This window comes from Psychrobacter sp. CAL346-MNA-CIBAN-0220 (genome assembly GCF_040309805.1).
GTDB lineage: Bacteria > Pseudomonadota > Gammaproteobacteria > Pseudomonadales > Moraxellaceae > Psychrobacter.
In genome coordinates this window covers 1-285 of the sequence record NZ_JBEOPF010000121.1, presented here as the reverse complement: position 1 = coordinate 285, position 285 = coordinate 1, and the positions used below count along the sequence as shown (strand labels likewise).

Here is a 285-nt window from a genome sequence, read left to right as displayed (position 1 = left end):
CCGCAATATAGATGACGTATCAGCAGAGTTTGATCGAGCTAACCAAGCACTAATTCATTTTTTAAATAATGTTGATGTGATTAAAAGTAAAAACGAAAGTATTGTTGCCGCTAAAGAGCATTGCATAAACTTATTTACCTCAGCTGAGGGCTTAAAACCAATTAGCCATCCGAGCCTACCTACGCCACGCTTACAAGAAGCCATAGGCAAAGAAGTGATTGTAAAATCAAGTTTAGGCAACTATTTAATACGCGGATTCAAACCTGAAGTGCATAACGTTTAGGC

At 38.2% G+C, this 285-nt stretch carries 1 protein-coding gene; it reads left to right on the top strand.

Translation table 11 applies throughout. The features are described from left to right. A partial coding sequence (locus tag AAEY88_RS12960) for a hypothetical protein (protein WP_350563041.1) occupies positions 1-283 on the top strand: 283 nt, incomplete at its 5' end. Positions 284-285 lie beyond the last annotated feature (2 nt).